Annotated in this window: 16 protein-coding genes; 9 read left to right on the top strand and 7 right to left on the bottom strand. The window is 64.6% G+C overall.

Annotated features, from left to right (window positions below; all coding sequences use genetic code 11):
• Nucleotides 1–45 precede the first annotated feature (45 nt).
• On the top strand, nt 46–1,725 hold the full coding sequence (locus tag DFR52_RS05670) for an NAD+ synthase (protein WP_110030880.1): 1,680 nt from the start codon (nt 46–48) through the stop codon (nt 1,723–1,725).
• 12 nt (nt 1,726–1,737) lie between these two features.
• Here the strand turns inward: DFR52_RS05670 and DFR52_RS05665 are convergent, their stop codons facing one another.
• Entirely contained in the window at nt 1,738–2,919 is a 1,182-nt protein-coding gene (locus DFR52_RS05665) for a hypothetical protein (protein WP_110030879.1), read from the bottom strand.
• A gap of 63 nt (nt 2,920–2,982) precedes the next feature.
• Here DFR52_RS05665 and DFR52_RS05660 point away from each other — a divergent pair, with 63 nt between their 5' ends.
• The gene (locus DFR52_RS05660; RefSeq protein WP_110030878.1) at nt 2,983–4,212 is read left to right on the top strand and encodes an MFS transporter; all 1,230 of its coding nucleotides are present in this window, start codon (nt 2,983–2,985) and stop codon (nt 4,210–4,212) included.
• Here DFR52_RS05660 and DFR52_RS05655 read toward each other — a convergent pair.
• The 3 genes from DFR52_RS05655 to dgcA all read right to left on the bottom strand — a co-directional run bounded on the left by DFR52_RS05655 (nt 4,205) and on the right by dgcA (nt 9,056).
• Entirely contained in the window at nt 4,205–5,350 is a 1,146-nt protein-coding gene (locus DFR52_RS05655) for a DUF2865 domain-containing protein (RefSeq protein ID WP_110030877.1), read from the bottom strand. The genes DFR52_RS05660 and DFR52_RS05655 overlap by 8 nt on opposite strands.
• A 128-nt stretch (nt 5,351–5,478) precedes the next feature.
• Complete coding sequence (locus DFR52_RS05650) at nt 5,479–7,794, bottom strand: NADP-dependent malic enzyme (protein ID WP_110030876.1); 2,316 nt, start codon at nt 7,792–7,794, stop codon at nt 5,479–5,481.
• Nucleotides 7,795–8,072: 278 nt separating this feature from the next.
• Complete coding sequence (gene dgcA / locus DFR52_RS05645) at nt 8,073–9,056, bottom strand: N-acetyl-D-Glu racemase DgcA (protein WP_110030875.1); 984 nt, start codon at nt 9,054–9,056, stop codon at nt 8,073–8,075.
• A gap of 186 nt (nt 9,057–9,242) precedes the next feature.
• Here dgcA and DFR52_RS05640 point away from each other — a divergent pair, with 186 nt between their 5' ends.
• The 4 genes from DFR52_RS05640 (at nt 9,243) to DFR52_RS05625 (ending at nt 13,276) form a co-directional block, all read left to right on the top strand.
• Entirely contained in the window at nt 9,243–10,358 is a 1,116-nt protein-coding gene (locus DFR52_RS05640) for an ABC transporter permease (RefSeq protein WP_245415230.1), read from the top strand.
• A gap of 10 nt (nt 10,359–10,368) precedes the next feature.
• Complete coding sequence (locus DFR52_RS05635) at nt 10,369–11,235, top strand: ABC transporter ATP-binding protein (RefSeq protein ID WP_110030873.1); 867 nt, start codon at nt 10,369–10,371, stop codon at nt 11,233–11,235.
• Nucleotides 11,235–12,605 (top strand): MlaD family protein, encoded by a 1,371-nt coding sequence (locus tag DFR52_RS05630; RefSeq protein WP_110030872.1) that lies wholly within the window; start codon nt 11,235–11,237, stop codon nt 12,603–12,605. The genes DFR52_RS05635 and DFR52_RS05630 overlap by 1 nt, the downstream gene beginning before the upstream one ends.
• Before the next feature lie 86 nt (nt 12,606–12,691).
• Entirely contained in the window at nt 12,692–13,276 is a 585-nt protein-coding gene (locus tag DFR52_RS05625) for an ABC-type transport auxiliary lipoprotein family protein (protein WP_110030871.1), read from the top strand.
• Nucleotides 13,277–13,472: 196 nt separating this feature from the next.
• Here DFR52_RS05625 and DFR52_RS05620 read toward each other — a convergent pair whose 3' ends face one another.
• Both DFR52_RS05620 and DFR52_RS05615 read right to left on the bottom strand, forming a co-directional pair.
• A complete protein-coding gene (locus DFR52_RS05620; RefSeq protein WP_110030870.1) occupies nt 13,473–13,916 on the bottom strand; it encodes a VOC family protein in 444 nt (147 codons plus the stop codon).
• A 10-nt stretch (nt 13,917–13,926) separates the two neighbouring features.
• Nucleotides 13,927–19,029 carry an apolipoprotein A-IV repeat region-like domain-containing protein gene (locus tag DFR52_RS05615; RefSeq protein ID WP_110030869.1) on the bottom strand — a complete coding sequence of 1,701 codons (5,103 nt, stop codon included), beginning with the start codon at nt 19,027–19,029 and terminating at the stop codon, nt 13,927–13,929.
• Between the two features lie 378 nt (nt 19,030–19,407).
• On the opposite strand from DFR52_RS05615, the gene DFR52_RS05610 reads away from it, so the two are divergent.
• From DFR52_RS05610 to DFR52_RS05600, 3 genes are all read left to right on the top strand, one after another.
• Nucleotides 19,408–19,776, top strand: coding sequence for an Hpt domain-containing protein (locus tag DFR52_RS05610; RefSeq protein ID WP_110030868.1), 369 nt, complete (start codon nt 19,408–19,410; stop codon nt 19,774–19,776).
• Nucleotides 19,777–19,996: 220 nt separating this feature from the next.
• The gene (locus tag DFR52_RS05605) at nt 19,997–20,317 is read left to right on the top strand and encodes a 2Fe-2S iron-sulfur cluster-binding protein (RefSeq protein ID WP_110030867.1); all 321 of its coding nucleotides are present in this window, start codon (nt 19,997–19,999) and stop codon (nt 20,315–20,317) included.
• A 57-nt stretch (nt 20,318–20,374) separates the two neighbouring features.
• The gene (locus DFR52_RS05600; RefSeq protein WP_110030866.1) at nt 20,375–21,400 is read left to right on the top strand and encodes an NAD(P)/FAD-dependent oxidoreductase; all 1,026 of its coding nucleotides are present in this window, start codon (nt 20,375–20,377) and stop codon (nt 21,398–21,400) included.
• A gap of 339 nt (nt 21,401–21,739) precedes the next feature.
• Here DFR52_RS05600 and DFR52_RS05595 read toward each other — a convergent pair whose 3' ends face one another.
• Complete coding sequence (locus DFR52_RS05595) at nt 21,740–22,354, bottom strand: DUF922 domain-containing Zn-dependent protease (protein ID WP_110030865.1); 615 nt, start codon at nt 22,352–22,354, stop codon at nt 21,740–21,742.
• Between the last annotated feature and the right edge of the window lie 19 nt (nt 22,355–22,373).

Raw genomic sequence — 22,373 nt, 5'->3', positions numbered from 1 at the left:
GCCGGCGACATTGCGAAGGTTCGCGCCACGCGCTAAGTCAGACTCATGAGCGATCTTTCGAACACACCCGACGTCCTGCGCATTGCGGTGGCGCAACTGAACCCCACGGTGGGCGACGTCACCGGCAATCTGGCGAAGGCCCGGGAGGCGCGGGCCGATGCCGCACGCCAGGGCGCGGACCTTGTGCTGTTCACCGAACTGTTCCTGTGCGGCTATCCGCCGGAGGACCTGGTGCTCAAGCCGGCCTTTCTCGCCGCCTGCGCGCGCGCGGTGGAGGCGCTCGCCGCCGACACCGCCGATGGCGGGCCGGCGGTGATCATCGGCTTTCCCCGTTCCGACGGGGCGCTCCGACACAACTCGGTCGCCGTGCTCGATGCCGGCGAGGTCATCGCCATGCGCGACAAGGTGGATCTGCCGAACTATGGCGAGTTCGACGAGAAGCGGGTGTTCTTCCCCGGACCGATGCCCGGACCGGTGGCCATTCGCGGCGTCCGCTTCGGGATTCCGATCTGCGAGGACATCTGGGGCGATCTCGGAGTGTGCGAGACGCTGGCCGAGAGCGGCGCCGAACTGCTGCTGGTGCCCAACGGCTCGCCCTATTATCGCGGCAAGGTGGATATCCGTCATCAGGTGGCAATGCGGCAGGTGATCGAGAGCGGGCTGCCGCTGCTGTTCGCCAACCAGGTCGGCGGCCAGGACGAACTGGTCTTTGACGGCGCCAGCTTCGCGCTCAACACCGACAAGCGTCTTGCCTTCCAGATGAGCCAGTTCGAAGAGACCATCGCCGTGACAACCTGGAAGCGCGGACCGGAGGGCTGGGCCTGCACGGACGGTCCGATGTCGGTGATTCCGGATCGCGACGAGGCCGACTACCGCGCCTGCATGCTCGGCCTGCGCGACTACGTCAACAAGAACGGCTTTCGCAATGTGGTGCTGGGGCTTTCCGGCGGCATCGATTCGGCACTGTGTGCGGCACTCGCCGTCGATGCGCTGGGCGAGGAGCGGCTGCGCGCGGTGATGATGCCCTATCGCTACACGGCGGAGACCTCGATTGCCGACGCCGAGGCCTGCGCCCGGGCGCTCGGCTGCCGCTATGACGTGGTGGCGATCGAGGAGCCGGTGCAGGGCTTCCTGACGGCGCTCGGCGACATGTTCGAGGGCACCGACGAGGGCATCACGGAGGAGAACCTGCAGAGCCGCGCCCGCGGCACCATCCTGATGGCGATCTCCAACAAGTTCGGCTCGATGGTGGTGACCACCGGCAACAAGAGCGAGATGTCGGTGGGCTACGCCACCCTCTACGGCGACATGAACGGCGGCTTCAACCCGATCAAGGACCTCTACAAGATGCAGGTCTACGGCCTGTCGCGCTGGCGCAACGCAAATGTGCCGGCCGGTGCGCTGGGGCCGTCGGGCGAGGTGATCCCGGTCTCGATCATCGACAAGGCGCCTTCGGCCGAGCTTCGCCCCAACCAGACCGACCAGGATTCGCTGCCGCCCTACGAGGATCTCGACGACATTCTCGAATGCCTGGTCGAAAACGAGATGGGCACCGATGCGATCGTCGCCCGCGGCCATGACGTGGCGACCGTGCACCGGATCGAGCACCTGCTCTACATCGCCGAATACAAGCGCCGCCAGTCGGCGCCCGGCGTCAAGATCACGCGGAAGAATTTCGGCCGCGACCGCAGATACCCGATCACCAACCGGTACCGGGACCGTTAGACCAGAGTCCTTTCAGGTCCCACCGATGCCAGTGCCTGTACCGGCTGGCGGAGCAGGCTGTGGTGTTGTCTCGGACGTGGTCGGCTGATTGCCAATTGTAGGCGGTCTCTGCTTGGTTTCGGGCCTGTTTCCGTCGCGCGGCAGGTTGTTGGCGCCCCTTCCAAGAATGTAACCTGAAAGCCCGCCGAGCAATGCCGAGAGTTCCTTGCCCTCGAGGACGCCGATAATTCCAAACAAGATAACGGCGATTACAATCGAGAACAGCGTTATGAATTGAATGCCGGAATCATTGGAGAAAATTGATTCAATTATGGCACTGCTGCTGTTGGCGATGTAAAAAAATCCGAGAATAATAGCCAGTACCAAAAATGCGAATGTCATGCTGATAGTAATTTTGAATTGACTGTCAGCGTCGCTGAGGTCGATGAGGCTCACGATCTCCGCGTCGATTACATCGAGTAGGCTTTGGGAGTGGGAAATCGTCTCCTTGAGTGAGGCAACTTCGTTCGTTTTGGCACTGAGTTCCGATTCCAGCTTTTCCAGGCTAATTTTGGATTCTTTTTCCCTTTCGGCAGCCTGCTGGTCAAATTGGGCTTGGATTTCGCTGTTCTCTTGGATTGATTTTTTTACTCGTTCAATTTCGAAGTCAATCTTTGCGAGTGCTATCTTGTTGGAATCGGCGTATCTGAGTTTGCGGTTCTCGAGATCCCGGATCTGAGCCTGTGTCTCATCGGGATCCGGGGTGGGTCGCGCTTGCAACGCAGCGATATCACGGTCTACTTGAGCGATTGCCGCCTCAAAGGAGTTGATTTCTTGCTCCCGTTCGAACGTTTGCCGATCCAACTCACTTTTTGACGTCGATGATATGGATGTATAGGGAGGAAAAGCATAGTCAGGCCTCGCTTTAAACTCCTGGATGGCTTTTTGCAGGCTTTCGGCGCTGGCCTGTGCTTCCCTCAAATTCTGTTCAAACCGGAATATATTGCGGGTGATATCAGAACGCTTCGTGCGCAGATCGGCGAATTGTTTCGATCGGCTGTCGGAATCAAGTATATCGAGAAATGCAAACCGCGAGTTGTCCGGATGGGTGCCGACTTCGATTGGAACTTGGGGCGGGTCCTCGGCGATCACCACTCCCATCGCGGAAAGATAACCAATTGCGAGAAAGACACTTAAAATGAAAACGCGCGACATTTTCCCCTCCCGCCTCACTTAATATTTGCGTGCAGGCTAACATTCTTAAGCCGGATTGAACATATGCCCTTCTTCTTCTTCCTGCGCGACAACGCCCGCTGGCTTTCCGGCGGGTTCCTGCTCACCTATTTCTCCTCCTTCGGCCAGACCTTCTTCATCTCGCTGTCGGCGGGCGACATCCGCCGCGAATTCGACCTGTCGAACGGCGAATTCGGCGGGCTCTACATGCTGGCGACGCTGGCGAGCGCGGCGACGCTGCCGCAGCTCGGCAAGGTGGTCGACCGCTATCCGATCGCGACCGTTGCGGCCTGCACAATCCCCGCGCTGGCTCTCGCCACCGTGTCGATGTCGCTGGCGAGCAACATCGTCTGGCTGGGACTGACCATCTATGCGCTGCGTCTGTTCGGGCAGGGGATGATGACGCACATCTCGATGACGGCGATGGGGCGCTGGTATTCGGGACAGCGCGGCCGCGCCGTGTCGCTGGCAACGCTGGGCCACCAGGCCGGCGAGGCCAGTTATCCGATCCTGTTCGTGCTCGCCGCCGCGGCGCTCGGCTGGCGCTCGACATGGCTGCTGGCGGCGGCGTTCCTCATCGTGTTGGCGCTGCCGGTTGTCTTTTCGCTGATGCGGGTGGCGCGAACGCCGCGGCTCAGCGACGGGCCGGAGCGGCGCACGGCGACGCGGGAGTGGACGCGCGCCGAGGTGCTGGCCGATCCGCTGTTCTGGCTGGCGCTGATGGGCGTGCTCACTCCGGGCTTCATCGGCACCACCGTGTTCTTCCACCAGGTCTATCTCAGTGAACTGCGCGGCTGGGCGCCGGAGGTGTTTGCCGGTTCCTTCGTGCTGATGTCGGCGATGACGGTGATCTTCGCGCTGGTCTCGGGCGCCCTGATCGACCGGTTCTCGGCCGTCCGGCTGCTGCCGACCTTCCTGTTGCCGCTGTCGGCCTCGTGCCTGGTGCTGGCCGCCACCGACAGCCCCTACGGCGCCTACGCCTTCATGGCGCTGATGGGCGTGTCCTACGGTTTCTCCTCGACACTGTTCGGCTCGCTGTGGCCAGAGCTCTACGGCACCCGGCACCTGGGCAGCATCCGGTCGGTGATCGTGGCATTCCTGGTGTTCGCCACGGCCATGGGGCCGGGGTTGACGGGGTGGCTCATCGACCGCGGCGTCTCCTATCCGGCCCAGATCGCGGCCATGGGGATCTATGCGCTGATCGCCTGCGGGCTGATGCTGATCGTGCGGCGCCGGGCGCTTGCGCGCGACGCCGCAGGCGGGCCCGTTACCTGAAGATGCGGTCGGTGTTCTGCGTCAGATCGAGCGCCTGGGACTGGTCGGGCAGGAATTGCGGGCCGACGACGCGGACGGGGCGGCTCTGCGTGTCGAGCGGGCGCTCGCCCTGGCTGGCGGCGGCGACGGCGGCCATATCGGAGCCGGACAGCTCGGCGTCCGGGTTGGCGTTGGTCTCGGGATCCTCGCCCGGATCGGGCCGCGCCGACGGCCGCACCCAGGTGGTGACCGGCGCCTCCGTTTGCGTGCCGTTGAGAATGGCCTCGCGACGCTGCATCTCCTGATAGAAGGCTGCCATGTTGCAACTGCAGGCCTGCGACATCGGCTTGGCGGTGCTGCGGTAGGCGAATGCCGTCGGCAGCTCGGTGTAGGGCTCGTTGTCGCGCGCCGAGACCATGTCCTCGCTCTCCTGGTCGGGAACAGAATGATAGTAGAGTTCGGCCGGTGTGCCCGGGCACATCATCCGGCAGGTGCGCTCGTCGCGGGCGAAATCGTTCGGCGAGGCGGCGGAGGAAATGGGAAAGAAGAAGCCGTCGCAGCTGCGCACGCACAATGTGCGGTACCCGCCGCTTCCGGAGGCGTGCGGTTCGATGATGATGGTGGAGCGGGTTTCCCTGACCCTGCCGCCGCTGTCGCCGAGGATGGCGACGAGGCCTGGGCTGCGCGCGGCGCGGCGGGCGTCGCGAATGCCCTGGATGGCGGCGGTGCGGGTAACGTCGGCGGGTCCGTCGCAGCCATTGGCCTTGATGGCCGCGTCGATCCGGCGCCTGGCGCTTCCATTGCCGCGCTCGCCGAAGGAATCGCGCTTGCGCTCAAGCGCGCGAAGATTGGCCTGCATCCGGGTCTGCGCCCGCTCCAGCGTCAGGCAGCCCGACGCGTTGCGGCCACCCTGGGCGACGAGGCTGCCGGACGAGCAGCCATAGCGCATCAGATCGGAGCGGACCTTGTCCAGCTGGCGATCCTGCTTGGCGACCGCCTCGGCGTAGCGGCGGTAGGCCGCCGATGTACCCGGACCGGTGGACAGGCTTGCGAGCTGCGCCTGGAGGCGGGTGCAGATGCCGGCGCCCTGCGCTGCCGCCGGGCTCGCCATCAGCCCGGCCAGCAGCAGTGTCACGATCTGAACCCAGTGGCTGCGCATGGTGACTCCAACGGTGCATCAGGATCGGCATGCCGGCGGCAACAGTTGAGCCCGCCGGTCCGGATCAATCTAACCCCACCAGATCTAACAGCCAAACCCTACCGCATGTTTACCTTAACCCCAAGCCGTCAGGCGGGAAAGGAGGCCTCCACCACCGCCAGCGTCGCCATGTTGACGACACCGCGCGAGGTCACCGACGGCGAGAGAATGTGGGCGGGCAGGCGGGTGCCGAGCAGGATGGGCCCCACATGCAGTGCGTCGGTCATGGTCTTGACCACGCCCAGCGTGATGTTGGCAGCGTCGAGCGTCGGGAACACCAGCAGGTTGGCCTCGCCGGTCAGGGTCGAGTCGGGCATGACGCGGCGGCGCAACAGCTCCGAAATCGCTGAATCACCGTGCATCTCGCCGTCGCATTCAAGATCCGGCGCCTGCCTGCGGATGATTTCCAGCGCGCAGCGCATCTTGCTGGCGGAGTCGGAATCGCGCGAGCCGAAATTCGAGTGCGAGACGAGCGCCGCCTTGGGTGTGATTCCGAAACGACGGATCTCCTGCGCGGCCATGATGGTGGTCTCCGCGATTTCCTCCGCGGTCGGAGTCATCGACACATAGGTGTCGGTGAAGAAGGTCGCGCCGCGCTGCGAGATCAGCAGGCTGAGCGCCGAGTAGTCGATCACGCCTTCAGCCTTGCCGATGATTTGCGAGACATCGCGCAGATGGCGGGCGTAGCGGCCTTCGAGACCGCAGATCAGCGCATCGGCCTCGCCGCGTCGCACGGCGAGCGCACCGATAACGGTGGAGTTGGTGCGGATGATGGTACGCGCGGCCTCGGGGATCACACCCTTGCGGCCGACGATGGCGAAATACTCATCGACGAAGTCGCGGAAGCGCGGATCCTCTTCCGGATTGATGACCTCGAAATCGCTGCCAGGCCTTATCTTCAGGCCGAAGCGAGCGAGCCGGGTCTCGATGATGGCGGGGCGGCCGATCAGGATCGGCTCGGCGATGCCTTCCTCGAGCAGCACCTGGGCGGCGCGCAGGACACGCTCGTCCTCGCCTTCGGCGAAGATGACACGCTTGTGCGCGGCCTGCTTGGCCGCGGCAAACAGCGGCTTCATGATCAGGCCGGAGCGGAACACGAAGCGGGTCAACTGGTCGCGGTAGGCGCCCATGTCGCTGATCGGACGGCGGGCAACGCCCGATTCGGCCGCAGCCTCGGCGACGGCGGGCGCAATCCGCAGGATCAGCCGCTGGTCGAACGGGGAGGGGATGAGGTATTCCGGGCCGAAGACCGGCGTCTCGCCCGAATAGGCCCGTGCGGCAATGTCGGACGGCTCCTCGCGCGCGAGGGCTGCGATGGCGCGGACGGCGGCCATCTTCATCTCCTCGTTGATGGTGCGCGCGCCGCAGTCCAGCGCGCCGCGGAAGATGTAGGGGAAGCACAGGACATTGTTGACCTGATTGGGGAAGTCGGAGCGGCCGGTGCAGATCATGGCGTCGGGGCGCGCCGAACGCGCCTCGTCGGGCATGATTTCGGGCGAGGGATTGGCCAGCGCCATGATCAGCGGCCGTTCGGCCATCTGCACGAGCAGCTCCCGCTTCAGCACGCCAGCGGCGGAGAGGCCGAGAAAGACGTCGGCGCCATGGATGGAATCGGCCAGAACGCGGTTGTCCGAGGGCTGAGCGTAGATCGACTTCCACTCGTCCATCAGCACTTCGCGGCCCTCGTAGACGAGGCCTTCCAGATCGTGCACCCAGATGTTCTCGCGCCGCGCCCCGAGGGTGACCAGCAGGTTGAGGCAGGCCAGCGCCGCGGCCCCCGCGCCGGAGGTGACGATCTTGGCTTCGGCGAGGTCCTTGCCGGCCAGTTCCAGGCCGTTGAGGATGGCGGCCGCCACGATGATGGCGGTGCCGTGCTGGTCGTCGTGAAAGACCGGGATGTCCATGACCTCGCGCAACCGGCGCTCGACCTCGAAGCATTCCGGCGACTTGATGTCCTCGAGGTTGATGCCGCCGAAGGTGGGCTCCAGCGCCGAGATCACGCTGACCATGCGGTCCACGTCGGGCGCGTCGATCTCGATGTCGAAGACGTCGATGCCGGCGAATTTCTTGAACAGCACCGCCTTGCCTTCCATCACCGGCTTGGAGGCCAGCGGGCCAATGTTGCCGAGGCCGAGCACGGCGGTGCCGTTGGAAACGACGGCGACCAGGTTGGCGCGGCCGGTGTAGTCGGCGGCAAGGTCGGGGTTGTCGCGGATCGCAAGGCAGGGGGCAGCCACGCCGGGGGAATAGGCGAGCGCCAGGTCGCGCTGGTTGCCGAGCGGCTTGGTGGCCTGGATCTCAAGCTTACCGGGGCGGGGATACTTGTGATAAAACAGCGCGCTTTCGTCGAATTCGCCGCTGGCAGGCTTGGGTGCGGATGTGCGCTTGGTGTCCTTGGCGGTCATGGCGAGACCCTCCCGGCTTGAGTGTTTTGGAGGTCCGTTCTCATGCGGTCCCGTGAAAATGCCCGGAAGCGAAAGCTTCGCCGCCCGATCGGAGAGTCTGTCGCCACGGGCTACACGGTCCGGCGCGCGTCGCGGCGATGATGAGGCCTGTCATGCCGGCTTCCCCCCGTTGCAGACAATCGGGTTTAGCGCATGGACGGGGTGAATGGAAATGCCGGACTTTCAAAACTTCGGACAATCTGTTTCGCCAGCGACCGACAGATGCGGCAGGAGCCCGTTCATCCCCACAATTCGGCTGAGGGCGGCGAGACCAGCGAGCGCGAGTAGACCAGGCCGGGACTGCGGTCACGCGCGAGCAGCAGCGGCCCGTCAAGGTCCACCCAGTCCGCATCCTGGGCCAGCAGCACGGCGGGCGCCATGGCCAGAGAGGTCCCCACCATGCAGCCGACCATGATGCCGAAACCCAGCTCGCGGGCGCGATCGCGCATGCGCAGCGCCTCGGTCAGGCCGCCGGTCTTGTCGAGCTTGATGTTGATGGCGTCGTATCGCTTTGCCAGTTCATCGAGATCCTCGATCGTGTGGACGCTCTCGTCGGCGCAGATCGGCACCGGGTGCGGGATATGGCCGAGGATCTCGTCCTTTCCTGCAGGAAGCGGCTGCTCGATCAGGCAGATGTGCATTTCGGCGGCCACCAGCATGTGGGCCCGGATGTTGTCCTCGGTCCAGCCCTCGTTGGCGTCGAGGATGATCTCCGCTTGAGGCGCGGCGCCGGCCACCGCGTGGATCCGGGCACGGTCGTCGGCGGTGCCGACCTTGACCTTGAGGATGCGATGAGAAGCATGGGCCCGGGCCTCGTCGGCCATGTCGGAGGGTGTGCCGAGCGAAATGGTCATGGCGGTCGGGACCGGCCGCGGCGGGACCCGGCAGGCGCGGGAGAACACGCGCTCGCCGTTCATCTTGGCCTCAAGATCCCACAGGGCGCAATCAACCGCGTTCCGCGCAGCCCCGGCTTTCATCGCCTTCTGAAGATCGGCGCGGGTCATGCCGTCGGCAATCGCCGCGGTCATGGCCTTGATGTCGGCCAGAACGCCCTCGACAGTCTCGTCATAGCGCTTGTAGGGCACGCATTCGCCGCGGCCGGTGTGGCCGTCATGGGTCAGCGTGCAGGTGACCACCTCGGCGGACGTCTTGGCGCCGCGGGAAATATTGAACACGCGGGCGGTGGGAAAGCTCTCGGTGGCGGCGGTCAACAGGCGGGGCATTGGCAGGTATCCATGACAAGGGCAGAAAGTTGGCGAGTGTAACCGGTTAGACACTGAAACCGCATGCTGATCGGTGACAGCGGGAGGGCTAGGATATATGTGTGGCACATGTTGACCGATCCGCGCGCAGATACAAGTGGCCACGATGGCAGCCGGACGTCATCCGACGTGCCTGCGCCGGCGTCGATGCGGCGAGAGAAAAGCGACGGCGGCGAGGTACTGCATTTTTCCGGAGACTGGCGCCACGCCGCAATCGCCGGTGTCTATGGCGATGTCGTGGCAGCGGAAACGTCGCTTTCGGGCAAGCAGCTCCGCATCGACCTGAGCCGGGTCAGCCATTTCGACACGGCTGGCGGCTGGCTGGTCAAGCGGCTGCAGACGGCTGCGGCCGACAAGGGCATCGCCGTCGAGATCGCGGCGCCCGACTCCATGGCAAGCCTGATCGACGCCATTCCTGCCATGACCGAGACCGAGGCGCCGGCGCCCAGGGAGCGGATGGCGCTGTTTGACCGGACCTTCGATCCGATCGGGAGATTGGCCTACGACCTGTGGGACGATCTGGTCGCAGCCATGTACATTCTCGGTTCGGCGGTGCGCGGCACGCAGCTCAAGTTCAACCGATCGGCGGGCATCTCGCCAGCGGCCATCGTCTCGCAGCTCGACCACATGGGCGTCCGGGCGGTGCCGATCATCATCCTGATGTCGTTCCTGATCGGCGCCATCATCGCCCAGCAGGGTGCCTTCCAGCTGAGATATTTTGGCGCCGAAGTCTTCGTCGTCGACCTCGTCGGCATCCTGCAGCTGCGGGAAATCGGCGTGCTTCTGACGGCGATCATGATCGCCGGCCGATCCGGAAGCGCCATCACCGCCGAAATCGGCTCGATGAAAATGCGCGAGGAAGTCGATGCGCTCAAGGTCATGGGCCTCAATCCCGTCGGCGTGCTGGTGTTTCCTCGGCTGGTGGCGCTGACGATCGCGCTGCCGCTCCTGACCATCATCGCCAATTTTTCAGCGCTCGCCGGCGCCGCCGCGGTATCCTGGGCCTATTCCGGCATCACGCTCGATGTGTTCGCCACCCGGCTTCGGGAAGCCATCGACATCTCCACCGTGATCTCGGGCATGATCAAGGCGCCGTTCATGGCGCTGGCCATCGGCATCGTTGCGGCAGTCGAGGGAATGAAGGTCGGCGGAAGCGCGGAGTCCCTGGGTCGACGGGTGACCGCGTCGGTGGTGAAGGCGATCTTCGTGGTCATTCTCATGGACGGTCTGTTCGCCATATTCTACGCCGCAATCGATTTCTGAGGCCGGAGCCATGAGCAACATCATTCCCAGCGACAAGCCGCCCGAACCCGACGCCAACGGCCGGGAAGTGCTGCTTTCGGCGCGCGACATCTGTGTGAGTTTCGGCACCAAGACCGTGCTCGACCATCTAGACCTCGATGTCTATCGGGGTGAGATCCTGGGCTTTGTCGGAGCCTCCGGAGCCGGCAAGTCGGTGCTGATGCGCACCATCCTGAGACTGATTCCGCGGCAGAAGGGAGAGATCCGCATCCTTGGCCGTGATTATGACAAGGTTGCGGAGGAGGAACGGGTCAAGCTCGACATGCGGCTGGGGGTGCTGTTCCAGCAGGGCGCGCTGTTCTCGGCGCTGACGGTGAAGGAAAACATCCAATTGCCGATGCGCGAATATCTGGACCTGCCCCGGGACCTGATGGACGAACTGGCAGCCGTGAAGATCGAACTGGTCGGCCTGGCACGCGATGCGGGCGACAAGTATCCGTCCGAGCTCTCGGGCGGCATGATCAAGCGGGCGGCGCTGGCGCGGGCGCTGGCGCTCGATCCGGACCTGGTCTTCCTCGATGAACCGACATCGGGCCTTGACCCGATCGGAGCGGCGGAGTTCGATGAGCTCATTGCCCGCCTGCGGGATACACTCGGTCTGACGGTCTATATGGTGACCCACGACCTCGACAGCCTGTTTTCTGTGTGTGACCGCATCGCAGTGCTGGGAAACAAACGGGTGCTGGTGGAAGGAACCATCGACGACATGCTATCGTTTGACGATCCGTGGGTTCAGTCCTACTTCCAAGGCAAGCGCGCCCGCACCATCAAGGCTCCAACGAGCCGGTCATCCCGGGAAACGACAATGGTCGGCAACTCCGAAAGTATCAAAGCCTGATGGAAACACGCGCAAACTATGCAATCGTCGGTCTCTTCACCGTGCTGGTGATGCTGGCTGCCTTCGGATTTGTCTACTGGATGACGCAGTTCGGCGGCGCGGGGGAGCCCGCACGGCTGGTGGTGCGGATTCCCGGGTCGGCCAACGGCCTTTCCATCGGATCACCCGTGCGCTTCAACGGCATCGCCATCGGTACCGTCCGCGGCCTCGCCATCGACCGGACCAGCCCGAATTTCGTCATTGCCCAGACGGATGTCCGCGCCGACGCGCCGATCTATTCCGACACCCGCGCGGCGCTGGAAATTCAGGGACTGACCGGCTCCGCCTATATCGAGCTGCAGGGCGGAACGCCGAGCAACGAGAATATCCTGCTCAAGGCGATGAGCGAGAACGCCACCGCGGTCATCGAGGCCGATCCGTCGGGCGTGACCAACCTGCTTGCCACCGCCGACGAGATCCTCAACCGCGCCAACCGGGTGATCGGCCAGGTCGAGGGCTTCGTCAAGGATGCCCGCGACCCTTTGACGGCGACGCTCAAGAACACCGAGGTGTTCACCGGTGCGCTGCGCGACAATGCCGACGGCATCGACGATTTCCTGCAGAGCGTGGCCGCGCTGTCGGAAACGGTCAAGTCGCTGTCCGGTCGCATCGAGACCGCGCTTGCCGCCGCTGAAGACCTGATCAAGGCTGTCGATCCGGTCAAGGTCGACAACATCCTGGCCAATGTCAGCAAGGTGACGGACGACGCGGCAGCGGCCTCGGCGGACATTCCGAAGACGCTGGCCAGCTTGCGCGAAGCGGCGTCCAATGTGCAGAAGCTGACCGATGACGCGGGCAAGACGTTCGAACAGGTCAACAAGGTGGTCGCCGGCATCGATCCCGAGAAGATCACCCTGACGCTGGACAATGTGGCGGTGGCCAGCGGCGACGCGCGCCAGGCGCTTGCCGACGTGAAGAGCGTGGCATCGACCTTCCAGGGCCGCGAGCAGGACATCGACCAGATCATCACCGACGTCAAGCAGATGAGCAACAACCTCAATGCCGCCTCAACCCGGGTCGATGGCGTTCTCGCCAAGATCGACGGCTTCCTCGGCGAGGGCGACGCCTCGTCGCTGCTGGCCGACGCGGAGGCGACGCTGAAATCGATCAAGGACGCCGCGGACTCGCTGACGACGCGGATCGGTCCGATCGCCGACAACCTGCAGCAGTTCTCGGGTTCAGGGCTCAAGGACGTGCAGGCGCTGGTCAACGACGCGCGACGGTCGATCAACCGGATCGAGGGCAGCATCTCGGCGATCGAGCAGAATCCGCAGCGGCTGATCTTCGGCGGCGAGACCGTCAAGCAGTATGACGGGCGGACCAGACGTTGACTCGCGCCCTGCATCATCGCAGTTTCGAAACCATGCATACGGACCGGAACGGGCTCGTCCCTGAATATTTGAGGAGTTGCTTGCGCATGCGGGCCCGGATTTTGTTGCTGTGCGGACTGACTATGCTTGCCGGTTGCGCGGGGGGGATCGGATCGACCCCGCCCGACACTTTCGGTCTCACCGACGCTCCGACGGTCACGGGCCAGTCGGCGCGCAACCGCCAGATCCTCATTGCCGAACCGCTGGCGCTCAAGGCGCTCGACAGCCAGCAGATCGTCATCCGCACATCGCCATCTGCAATCCAGTACCTGGCCAAGTCGCAATGGTCGGACCGCCTGCCGAAGATCGTCCAGGACAAGCTCGTCCAGGCCTTCGAGAATTCCGGTAAGGTCGGCGGCGTCGGCCGGCCGGGCGAGGGGCTGGCGATCGACTACCAGATCGCCACGGCGATCCGCTCCTTCGAGATCCGGGTCAATGGCGGCGAGCACGCCGAGGTGGAGATCTCCGCCAAGGTGCTCAACGACCGCAACGGCACGGTGGTGGCGAGCGAAGTGTTCAAGGGCGCGTCACCCGTCAGCGGCAGCGGCAATGCCGCCTATGTGCAGGCGCTCGACCGCGCCTTCGAGAGCGTCGTCACCGATCTCGTGACCTGGTCGCTCAAACGGATCTGAGCCGAGACAATTCATCCCGGCCGCGCGGCGCTCGAGACAGGCGCTCAGGCCGCCGGACGGCAGTCCATCGATCCAATCCTGTCGCAGTTCCGGTCTTGATGACCTGAAGCCCCGGCGCCCTGGCTCGAGCGGACGTTCGCGCTGGCATGGGGCCTGCACAGTCCGGCGTCGCGTGCCCTGCTCGCGCAGAAGAGCCTCAGTCCGGCGCGGTCACCCGTGCCACCAGTTCCACCGTGTTGCCCTCGGGATCGCGGACGAAGATGCCGCGCCAGCCGACCCAACCGAAATCCTCCGCATGCCAGGTAATGCCGTTGCGATCAAACCAGCTGCAAGCGGCACCCTGCCGGTCGGCCGCCACCGTCAGCGCCAGGTGATGCAGCGTCGAGGACGGCGTCAGCGGTCCGGGGCGATCGGGGTTCCGCTCGCGGTCGAACAGCGCCAGCACGGCGGTGTGGCCGGCGACGCCGTTGTCAAGCCGGAAGAAGACGATGCCGCCGCGATCGGAGAAGATGTCGAGGCCGATGATGTCGCGATAAAACGCGGTCATCGACGCAAGATCGTTGCAGCGGATGGCGATTTCACCCAGTCCCAGGACGGCAAAGCCCCGCGCGGGGGCGGGGCTTTGCGTGTTGTCCGTCATGCGACGATCACTATTCCTTGCCGAAGCGGCCGCTGGCGTGGGCCAGCATGGTGTAGACCTTGCCGGTGTCCGACGTCAGATAGGTCTGCGTCATCATGTTGTCGCGGTCGTTGCGGGCCACATCCGACAGCAGCTTCTCGAAATCGTTGATGTAGCGGTCCACGGCCGAGCGGAATTCCGGCTCGCGGGTGTATTTGCGCTGGATTTCGTCGAAGGTCTGCTGGCCCTTGAGCGTGTAGAGCCGGCGTGTGAAGACATCGCGCTCGCCGCGCTGGTAGCGGCGCCACAGTTCGACCGAGGCATCGTGGTCGATGGCGCGGGCGATGTCGACCGACAGCGAGTTGAGCGATTCCACCACATGGCGCGGGTTGCGCTCGGCGGCCTTGGCGGGCGCGGGCGCCCGGGCAGCCTCCTCTTCCTCTCGGTTGGCGCCGCGCAGCAGGTCGCTGACCCAGCCGCTGCCGGCGACAGGCGCGGTCTTGGCGACGGGGCGCTCCTCGACGCCGAGGCTGCCACGCAACTGCGGTTCGCGTGGTGCCGAAACCGGCTGCTGGCGCAGCGGAGCGGCCGGCTGCTCGGGTTGGCGTGCCGCCGGCTGGGGGGCGGGACGCGGAGCCGGCGCGCGGGCAGCGGGCTCGGCGATCTCGGTGCGGCGGGTGGACTGGCCGACGATCTGCGACAGGTCCTGCAGCGCCTTGATCTGGTCGGCGACCGCGCGCCGCATGGCCGCGGCGCTTTCCCGCGTTTCCTCGGGCAGGTCGAAGGCGCCCTTCTTGAGTTCGCTGCGCGTGGCCGAGAGCTCCTTGCGGATGTCGGTGGCCGACTGGCGGATCTCGTCGGTGGCGCCTGCGAAGCGCGCGACCGCGTCCTCGACGGCTTCACGGACGCTGTCGCGCATGGCGGCGGCAACGCTGCCGGCGCGGGCCTCGCTGTCGTCAAGCAGCTTTCCGACATTGGTGCTGGCGTCGGTGAGGCGGCCCTCGAGGCGGCCGGCGGCGCGTCGGGCGAGGTCGTCGGCGCCGGAGAAGGCCTTCTCGACGACGCCTTCGAGCGACCGCATGGTGGCTTCGATTTCCTCGGAACGGCTGACCAGTCCGACGGACAGGGTTTCGAGCGCCGCGCGGCGCTCTTCCAGCGTCGAGGCAAGGTTGGACTGGGCGGCGCCAAGCAGATCGGACGCCGAGGCCAGGACGCGGGAGTGCTCGTCGAAGCGGCCGGCAATGGCGCCGACCTGGTTGAGCGTGCGGCTGGAGATGTCGGTCAGGCGCTCGACCTTGCCATCGAGAAGCCGGGAGGAGCTCGACAGCATCTCGGCTGCCTTTTCGGCGGAGGTGGCGAATTCGCCGGTGGTCTCGGCAAGGCGGTCGTTGACGCCGCCGAGCGCGACGCTGGCGCGATCGATGACGCCGGAGATTTCCGCGTTGCTGGCACCAAGCCGGGCCAGCAGATCACCGACATTGGTGCTCAGGCTCTGATTGACGCCTTCGATTGCCGACAAGGTCTCGCTGGTGCGGGTGGTGATGGCATTGATCAGGGCGGCGTTCTCGGCCCTGAGACGGTCTGTGCTGGTCTGGGTGATCTCCGTCAGGCGGGTCGAGAGGTCTTCGCCGCTTGCCGCATAGCGATCCACCAGCGGCCGCACCTGCTCGTCGATGACCCGCGAGAGCTCGGCCGAGCGGCTGGCCAGCATGGAATTGAGCTCGCGGGTGCGCTCGTCGAGCGTCGAATGGATCGAGGTGGCACGCACATCGATGGCGCGCTCCGCCAGCACGAAGCGGTCTGCGATGGCCGCGGCCTTCTGTTCGAGCGCCTTGCCGGCCGTGTCGGACGTCGCCTCGATGGCAGAACCCGCCTCGAGCAGCCTGTCGGCAATGACGCCCGTCTTGGACACCAGCGTGTCGCCCATCTTTTCGGTCCGGGCCTCCAGCGCCGAGCCGGCCTCGCCCAGCTTGCCGGAAATCTGGTCGGTCTTGCCGGACAGAGACGCGCCGAGGGTTTCGGTCTGCGCCTCGAGCGCGGCGCCGGCCTCAGCAAGCTGGTCGGAGATGCTGGCGGTCTTCTGGCTCAGCGCGTTGCCAAGCGCAATGGTGCGCGCCTCAAGCGCCGCGCCCGCATCGTCCAGCTTGCCGGATATGCCGTCCGTCCGCTGGACAAGCGATGCGCCGAGGGCGTCGGTGCGGGCTTCCAGCGAAGTTCCGGCCTCGCTGAGCCTGTCGGCCATATCGCGGGTCTTGTGGTCGAGCGCGGAGACGACGCCGTCGGCCGTGTCGGTGAGGCGGCCGGCAATCGCGCCGGTTTCCTCTGCCAGGCGCGCGGCAAGCGAGGCGGCCTGGGCTGCAAAGCGGGCTTCGCTTTCGGCCAGCGTTTCCGTGATGGCGGCCGTCCGGCTGCTGACCGTCTCGCCGACCTGGTCGAACAGGCTGCCGATGCGTGTGGCTTCGTGGCCGAGGTTCTCGGCGCTGGCGCCGATCCGCTGGGCGATGCCGTCGGCATGGGCGGCAAGATCGGCGCTGCGGTGATCGAGGTGCTCCTCGATGCGGCTGACGAACTGGCGGCTCTGCTCGTCGAGCCGGCCGGCAAAGCCGTTGCTCACGTTTTCCAGCACTTCGCCAGCCTTGAGGGCGTTGATGTCGAGTTCTTCGGCTGCCTGGGCCACGGCTTCGCGCAGCTTGGAGGCGAGGCCGGTCGCCTTGCCTTCGATGGTCCGCGAGACCGAGTCGAGACCGAGCGACAGCATGTTGTTCATGGTCGACAGGCGCTCGTCGACGCGCGAGGATCCGGCATCGAAGGTTTCGGCGATGCGGGCATTGGCGGCCTCGGTGGTCTCGGCAATGCGGCGGCTCTCCACTTCCAGGGTCGAGGCGAGGTGATTGTTCTCCTCTGCCAGGCGGGTGCGCAGGATCTCGGACCCGGACGTCAGGCTGGCCTGCAACGCTTCGGTGCCGGACGCCAGATTGGCGGCGATCGCCTCCGATCCGGACGCCAGGCTTGCCGCGAGGTCCGACGACCCGGAGGTCAGGCTGTCCTGGATCGATGCGGAGGCGGCGGTGAGCGTGCCGTCGATCGACTGGCCACCCTGGGCGAGGGCCGCATTCAGCGTGTCGATATGGCTGGTCAGACGGCGTTCCATTTCCAGCGCGCTCTCATCGAGACGGCCGAACAGAGCCGCCGAACGGGCATTCATGGTCTCGTCGATGCGGCTCTCGGCTCCGGACAGCGCGTTGGCGATGCCATCGGCGCTGCGGGCGGCGGCGCTCTCGAAGCGGTCGGTGGAACTGGCGAGTGCTGCCTCGACGGCGGCCGTCTTTTCGGCGAGGCTCGCCTCGATGCGGCCGGCGCCGGAGCCGAAGGCGGTTTCGATGCGGTCGGCTCCGGACTGAAGCGAGACATCAAGTGCGTCCGCGCGGCTGCCGATCGAGGTCTCGATGCGGCCGGCGCCGGATTCCAGCGATGCTTCCATCGCGCTGGCGCGGTCGGAAAGGGTGGCGCCGATGCGCTCGAGGCTGGTCGAAAGGATGCCGTCCATGGCGCTGACGCCGCCATTGAGGGTCTCGTTGATGCGCGACAGGCTCTCGCTCAGCTTGCCGTCGAGCGAGCCGGCGCGGTTGTCGAAGGCGGAGGTGAACTCGGAGACGCGCTCATCGAAGGCCGATGTCAGCTGAGCAACGGAGGAGGTCAGCTTCTCCTCGAAGAAGCCTGATCGCAGGTCGAGATCCATGACCGCGTCGTCGGCGCTGACCTTGAGGGCCTGGCGGAAGGCGGCGCCCTTCTCGTCAAGCGAGGCATTGAGGGCATTGAGCGTGGATTCAAGCCCGCTGGAGATCGCCTGCTGACCGACGCCGAGCGTTTCGGAAATCTCCCGGGTGCGTGCAATGAGCGTCTCATTGAGCTGCTTGGCACGGTCGCCGAGCGCGGCATTGAGCTTCTCGGTGTTGGTGTCGAGCGACGTCGCCCGCGTCTCGAATTCGGCGAGCAACGCCTTTCCGCGCTGCGAGAGCTGCACATTGAGCATTTCCAGGCGGGTGTCGAACTCCTCGCCCAGTTCGAGGCCGGAATTGCGCAGCGACGTCAGCAGTGCATCGGTGCGGCTCGAGAACATGCTTTCGAGAAGCTGGCTGGTCTCGGTGGTGCGTTCCTGCAGATTGGCGGCGCGAGTCTCCATCAGGCGGGCGAAGGCCTCGCCCGAGGTGGAGATGCGGTTGGAAATGTCTTCGCCGGCAACCGTCAGCTCATCCTTGAGCTGCTCGTGGGCGCCGGCGATCGAGGCGCGGATGCGCTCGGCATGGGTGACGATGGCGTCGCGCTCGCTGCCCAGTTCCTGCACCAGGCTGCGCACGCGCATTTCATTGTCCGAATAGCTGCGCTCGAGCGCGTTGACTTCGGAATGGACCAGTGTCTCCAGCTCGGAGGCGCGCGCGATGGTGCGCTCGATGCCTTCGTTCATGGCCGAGACTTCGCGGCGGACCGCCTGTCCGACCGTCAGGATGTGATCGCCGGTGACAGTTTCCGGCTCGGCAAGGCGCAGGGCCACTTCGGCCATCGACCGGGCGGCGGAGCGCATTTCGCGGGCCCGCGCCATCATCACGGCAAAGGCAAAGAACACCAGGATGGGCACGAGAATGGCGACAGCAACGCCGATCGCCGCGGGATTGGCAACGAGATCGGCCATGCTGCCGATCTGCCAGATGCCGGGTCCGAAGAACAGATTGGCGAGGCCCAGACAGCCGATGGTCCACAGCACCGAGACGATGCTCGCATTGCGGATGGCATTGCCGCTGGAGCGGATTTCGAGCGAGCGCAGCAGGGCGGCGGTTGTCTTGCGGGCATCGTCATTGGCGGGCGCGAGCGGCTGGGCGGGCGTGAACGGCGGCGGCGACGAGCGCGCCGCACGGGGCTCGGCGGCAGGGGCGGAGGATTTGGCGGGGGCGACGGTCGCGCTCTTGCCGGCCTCGGCCAGTTCCCTGGCTGCCTTGGAGACCTGCGCTTCCAGCTCATCGAGCGAGATGTCGTCGAGCGGGTTGTGGTCGTCATCGCCCAGATCGATCTTCAGCGCGTCTTCCAGCGCTTCGAAGGTCTGCTCATCGATGCTCTTGTCTGTCGTTTTCTGGTTCATGCAATTTACGCCTCGTTACCCGTTCCGGATCTGGCGAGCTGACATCCACCGCTGGTATCGAACTCTCCTGGTATGCTTGCCCGAACGAATTTACGTCCGGACCACACGCAAAGCCTGTTCCCGGACCCTCAAACACTCATTCTAGTCGCACATAAAGGGCGATTTAACAATTAGATGTGGCCGGAGCGAGGCTTCATCCACCGCTAATTGGAGCCGCAAAAAAGCTCCGACGCGGGCCGGAACGCCAATGATTAGCCACATTTACGGCCCGTTAACCAAGAATACAGATTTGCCCGCCAGAATCGAGCCTGCGTTTACGCGGCTTCATTGCTTTGGGAGGACAATCAGGCAGCTTGGTTCTAGAAAGGAACATCCGCTATGGCGGCACCCAACATTGCATTCGAGGCTCCAGAATGCGGCCACCAGCCGCGTCCTTCCGGCAGCCGCCCTGTCGATCTGGTTCATCTGGCCTGCCAGACCGGCGGCGACAAGTCCCTGGAATCCGAGGTGCTGGCGCTCTTTGCCCGCCAGGCCCGGCAATCGGTCAACGAAATGGCACGTCTTGATACAGAAGGCCGCAAGGCACTCGCACACAAGATCCTCGGCTCGGCGAAGGGTATCGGCGCCTTCGAGGTCGCCCGCTGCGCCGGCCTGGTCGAAGCCCGGCCAGGTGATCTGGGCGCCGTGGCAGCCTTCACGAAGGCAGTCGTCGACGCAGACAATTTCATTGTCGGACTCTCACGCTGATCCCGCGCCCGGTGCCTTGCCGCACTGCGGCATGAGCGCCGTGCCGGCCGGCCCGTGCCGGTCCGGCCGGAGCGGGTGACGGGCGCGGCGCGCCCGGGAACCGGCGTTTTGGAATTGTGTTCCGGTTCGGAATTGTCGCAGCGCGGTTTTCAACCTTGTTTCGCGCATATGAGAGTGTATGTAACCCACAGACCAATTCGGACTGCGGGAAAGATCCTCCATGACCAAGATTACCATCGTCGCCTTTGACGGCACGCGTTTTGACATCGAGGCCGAGAACGGCTCGACCGTAATGGAGAATGCGATCCGCAATTCCGTTCCGGGAATCGAGGCCGAATGCGGCGGCGCCTGCGCCTGCGCGACCTGCCACGTCTATGTCGATCCGGCCTGGGCCGAAAAGGTCGGGGCACCCGAAGCCATGGAAGAGGACATGCTCGATTTCGCCTTCGACGTGCGGCCCACGTCCCGTCTTTCCTGCCAGATCCGGGTTCGCGACGAGTTCGACGGTCTTGTCGTGCAGGTGCCGGAACGGCAGGCCTGATCTCTGCCAGGGCCTGACCGAGAGCAGGCATGATCCCTTACCAAACGGACACAAACCATGACAAATCCGATTGAAACCGACGTCGTCATCGTGGGCGCAGGGCCAGTCGGCCTGTTCGCCGTCTTCGAACTCGGCCTTTATGATCTCAAATGCCACCTCATCGACATTCTCGACCGGCCCGGCGGTCAGTGCGCCGAACTTTATCCCGAAAAGCCGATCTATGACATTCCTGCCTGGCCCGAGATCACCGGCCAGGCGCTCGTCGACCGGCTGATGGAGCAGATCGCCCCGTTCAAGCCGGAATTCCATTTCAACCGCATGGTTGCCGGCTTCCGCCGACTGGACGATGGCCGCTTCGAGGTGACGACCGATGAGGGCGAATTGCTGGTCGCCAAGGCCGTGGTGATCGCCGCCGGCGGCGGATCGTTCCAGGCCAAGCGCCCTCCAGTGCCCGGCATCGAAAATTACGAAGGCCAGAGCGTGTTCTACTCGGTGCGCCGCATGGAGGAGTTCCGCGACCAGGACCTGCTGATCGTGGGCGGCGGCGATTCCGCGCTCGACTGGACTTTGAACCTGCGCTCAGTGGCCAAATCGGTCACCCTGGTGCACCGCCGGCCCGATTTCCGTGCCGCGCCTGACAGTGTGAACAAGATGTTCGCACTCAACGAAACCGGGGACATCCGCTTCCAGGTCGGCCAGGTGACCGGCCTCAGCGGGGCCGACGGTCAGTTGACTGCCGCAACGATCAAGAGTCCCGACGGCGAGATCGAGATACCCTGCACCCGGATGCTGCCATTCTTCGGTCTGACCATGAAGCTCGGGCCGATCGCAGACTGGGGTCTCGAGCTTAACGAGAACCTGATTAAGGTCGATACGGAGAAATTCGAGACCAACATTCCCGGCGTCTTCGCGATCGGTGACATCAACTGGTATCCGGGCAAGCTGAAGCTGATCCTGTCAGGCTTCCATGAGGCGGCGCTGATGACGCAGGCCGTCAAGCGGCTTGTCAGTCCGGGAGAGAAGGTGGTTTTCCAATATACGACGTCCTCTACCAGCCTGCAGAAGAAACTCGGCGTTTCCTGAGGCGGACGTCAACTATAGTACCGCGTGACGGCTCTTCTTTCAGGTATTTCTGAGTTTCGGAAACGGTAAACAGAAAAGGGCGGGGCAAAAAATGCCCCGCCTTTCCATTTTCAGGAAAGCGGGGCAAGTAAGGCACACCAGAGCGCAATTCCGATCAGGGAGGACAACCAGAGCGCCGCATGCATGCCGGGAGGAGACCAAACGAATCAGACAAATCCAAGCCGTGATCAGAATCTAGGCCAGTATACCTTGCGCGAATATTGTCAGGAGTGGCCGGTACTTTCTTGGGGATCAAAAATCCGGCGAAAAATCATTTGAGGCGGGAAATATTCTTTGAATTCAGCCGCCACCCGCCATCGCCTCGGCCTTGAATCTCAGCATCCGGCTCATGCGCCTTTCAAAACTGGCGGCTTCCGCGCGGTCAAAGCTCGCCTGCTCGGCGTAATGGGCCTTGAGGATCCGTTCCGAGGCCTTGTTGACCTCGGCGCGCAAAGCGTCACAACCGTCGCGCGCGGGCAGCCTGAGCAGGGCGGCGTCGATCTTGCGGGCATACTGCCGCGCAATCTCGGCATGGCGTTCCTCATGACGCTTGATGTCGCGCGACAGCGTATCCCAGATCACGCCCAGGCTTCTGGTCGCCTGCCTGCGGTGCTTCCATTTCGGCAGGATGATCCGGGTGTCGACACTGATGCGGGCGGACTTGACCCGGCAGCGGTTCGCAGTGCTCTCGTAGGTGACGGCTGCGGTGAATTTCATCTTTGTTGCGCCGGGATGGTGGAGCCCGGTCTCCTTCATGAACGGACCGCTGCGCGAGAGCTCGCGGTCAAGTTCGCCGGCGGTCTTTCCGCCGATGGTGAAATAGGAATAGGACTTGTTGGAGATCATGTCGGCACCGGCCTGTGCGGGCAGCACGGCAAGACAGAGACCGATGACGAAACGGTGGCGCAGGCCCATGACATTCAATCCGCATTGT

This window comes from Hoeflea marina (genome assembly GCF_003182275.1).
Lineage (GTDB): Bacteria > Pseudomonadota > Alphaproteobacteria > Rhizobiales > Rhizobiaceae > Hoeflea > Hoeflea marina.
This window is presented reverse-complemented; position numbering and strand designations above follow the sequence as displayed.

Excerpts from the sequence above, each read along its gene's own strand:
- DFR52_RS05670 (WP_110030880.1), top strand. The coding sequence starts at position 46 with ATGAGCGATCTTTCGAACACACCCGACGTCCTGCGCATTGCGGTGGCG.
- DFR52_RS05665 (WP_110030879.1), bottom strand. The coding sequence starts at position 2,919 with ATGTCGCGCGTTTTCATTTTAAGTGTCTTTCTCGCAATTGGTTATCTT.
- DFR52_RS05660 (WP_110030878.1), top strand. The coding sequence starts at position 2,983 with ATGCCCTTCTTCTTCTTCCTGCGCGACAACGCCCGCTGGCTTTCCGGC.
- DFR52_RS05655 (WP_110030877.1), bottom strand. The coding sequence starts at position 5,350 with ATGCGCAGCCACTGGGTTCAGATCGTGACACTGCTGCTGGCCGGGCTG.
- DFR52_RS05650 (WP_110030876.1), bottom strand. The coding sequence starts at position 7,794 with ATGACCGCCAAGGACACCAAGCGCACATCCGCACCCAAGCCTGCCAGC.
- dgcA (WP_110030875.1), bottom strand. The coding sequence starts at position 9,056 with ATGCCCCGCCTGTTGACCGCCGCCACCGAGAGCTTTCCCACCGCCCGC.
- DFR52_RS05640 (WP_245415230.1), top strand. The coding sequence starts at position 9,243 with ATGCGGCGAGAGAAAAGCGACGGCGGCGAGGTACTGCATTTTTCCGGA.
- DFR52_RS05635 (WP_110030873.1), top strand. The coding sequence starts at position 10,369 with ATGAGCAACATCATTCCCAGCGACAAGCCGCCCGAACCCGACGCCAAC.
- DFR52_RS05630 (WP_110030872.1), top strand. The coding sequence starts at position 11,235 with ATGGAAACACGCGCAAACTATGCAATCGTCGGTCTCTTCACCGTGCTG.
- DFR52_RS05625 (WP_110030871.1), top strand. The coding sequence starts at position 12,692 with ATGCGGGCCCGGATTTTGTTGCTGTGCGGACTGACTATGCTTGCCGGT.
- DFR52_RS05620 (WP_110030870.1), bottom strand. The coding sequence starts at position 13,916 with ATGACGGACAACACGCAAAGCCCCGCCCCCGCGCGGGGCTTTGCCGTC.
- DFR52_RS05615 (WP_110030869.1), bottom strand. The coding sequence starts at position 19,029 with ATGAACCAGAAAACGACAGACAAGAGCATCGATGAGCAGACCTTCGAA.
- DFR52_RS05610 (WP_110030868.1), top strand. The coding sequence starts at position 19,408 with ATGGCGGCACCCAACATTGCATTCGAGGCTCCAGAATGCGGCCACCAG.
- DFR52_RS05605 (WP_110030867.1), top strand. The coding sequence starts at position 19,997 with ATGACCAAGATTACCATCGTCGCCTTTGACGGCACGCGTTTTGACATC.
- DFR52_RS05600 (WP_110030866.1), top strand. The coding sequence starts at position 20,375 with ATGACAAATCCGATTGAAACCGACGTCGTCATCGTGGGCGCAGGGCCA.
- DFR52_RS05595 (WP_110030865.1), bottom strand. The coding sequence starts at position 22,354 with ATGGGCCTGCGCCACCGTTTCGTCATCGGTCTCTGTCTTGCCGTGCTG.